Origin of the sequence: Burkholderia sp. LMG 13014, from assembly GCF_905232215.1 — a bacterium.
Taxonomy (GTDB): domain Bacteria; phylum Pseudomonadota; class Gammaproteobacteria; order Burkholderiales; family Burkholderiaceae; genus Burkholderia.
This window is the reverse complement of record NZ_CAJNKE010000982.1, coordinates 1-1,407: the sequence shown is the minus strand read 5'-3', so window position 1 is coordinate 1,407 and position 1,407 is coordinate 1. Positions and strand designations below refer to the sequence as shown.

Annotated in this window: 1 protein-coding gene and 2 pseudogenes; all 3 read right to left on the bottom strand. The window is 65.7% G+C overall.

What is annotated here, in order from left to right:
- A pseudogene (locus JYJ84_RS36730) lies at positions 1-438 on the bottom strand (polynucleotide adenylyltransferase PcnB); the annotation flags it as partial.
- A gap of 5 nt (positions 439-443) precedes the next feature.
- The gene (locus JYJ84_RS36725; RefSeq protein WP_174956987.1) at positions 444-1,121 is read right to left on the bottom strand and encodes an HAD family phosphatase; all 678 of its coding nucleotides are present in this window, start codon (positions 1,119-1,121) and stop codon (positions 444-446) included.
- Positions 1,122-1,132: 11 nt separating this feature from the next.
- Positions 1,133-1,407 (bottom strand): annotated as a pseudogene (locus tag JYJ84_RS36720) (DnaA regulatory inactivator Hda); the annotation flags it as partial.

Sequence of the window (1,407 nt, the reverse complement as noted above, 5' to 3'; positions counted from 1 at the left end):
CGTCGACACCTCGATCAGCTCCTGGCCGAACTGCACGTGGACGATCTGGAAACGGCGGCCGATCAGGCGCGCGCGGCGGAACAGGCGCTGCACCTCGGTCGGCGTTGCGTCGGTCGCGACGTCGAAGTCCTTCGGCGCGATGCCGAGCAGCAGGTCGCGTACCGCACCGCCGACGATGAATGCACGGAAGCCTGCCTGCTGCAGCGTGTCGGTCACGCGCACGGCATTCTTCGAGATCAGCGCCGGGTTGATGCCGTGCACGCTGGCCGGCACGACGGTCGGTTCATGGTTGCTGCGCGGTTTCTTCGCGCCGCCGCCACGGGCGCCCTTCGGGGCGCGCGGGGTAGCAGGGGCCGCTTCGTCGGCCGGGGCCGTTGCGGGGGACGTTTGCTCGGTTTCGTCCTGACCGAGCAGCTTGCGGATGAATTTTTTGATCACGACGTTCAGAAGAGATCGAGGATGCGCCAGCCGCGGTTGCTTGCATGCGCACGCAGCGTGTCGTCAGGGTTGGTCGCGATCGGGTCGGTGACTTTCTCGAGCAACGGAATGTCGTTGTGCGAGTCGCTGTAGAAATAGGTGTGCGTGAAATCGCTCCATTGCTTGCCGAGCGACGCGAGCCACGCCTCGGTCCGCACGATCTTGCCTTCGCGATAGCTCGGCGTGCCGGTCGGCCGGCCCGTGTACGGCGAATCGGGATGCCCGTCGGTCGTTTCGGCCTCGCAGGCGATCAGCGTGTCGACGCCGAACGCGGTGGCGATCGGGCGCGTGATGAATTCGTTGGTCGCGGTCACGACGCAGCACAGGTCGCCCGCATCGAGATGCTTGCGCACGAGCTCGAGCGCGGCGGGTGTCATGGCGGGCCGGATCACCTCGTGCATGTACTGCTCGTGCCATTGCGCGAGCTGCGCGCGCGAATACTTCGCGAGCGGCGTGAGCATCGCCGTGAGGTACGCGTGGATGTCGAGCTGGCCGGCCTTGTAGTCGGCGAAGAACTGATCGTTCTGACGCGAGAAGCTTTCCGCGTCGACGATGCCGAGCTTCACCATGAAGCGGCCCCATTCGTGGTCGCTATCGGTCGGGATCAGCGTGTGATCGAGGTCAAAGAGTGCCAGATTAGTCATGGAAGCGCATTTTACTCGAAGCGGTTCGGGCCCGTGCCCGGTGGTGTGATGTCGTCGCCGGGACGCGCCAGCATGCGGCGCAGCAACGGCAGCGTGACGGCGCGTTTCTGCTCGAGCGAAAAGCGGTCGAGCGCGTCGAGCAGTGCCATCAGGCTAGGCATGTCGCGGCGGAAATGGGTCAGCAGGTAGGCGGCGATGTCGTCGGTGAGCGCGATCCCGCGCTCCTTCGCCGCGAGCTTGAGCACGGCGATCTTGCCGGCGTCGGACGGCGGTGACAGGTGGAACA

Bases quoted from the DNA above. Each gene is read 5' to 3' on its own strand.
- JYJ84_RS36725 (WP_174956987.1), bottom strand. From the start codon at position 1,121: ATGACTAATCTGGCACTCTTTGACCTCGATCACACGCTGATCCCGACC.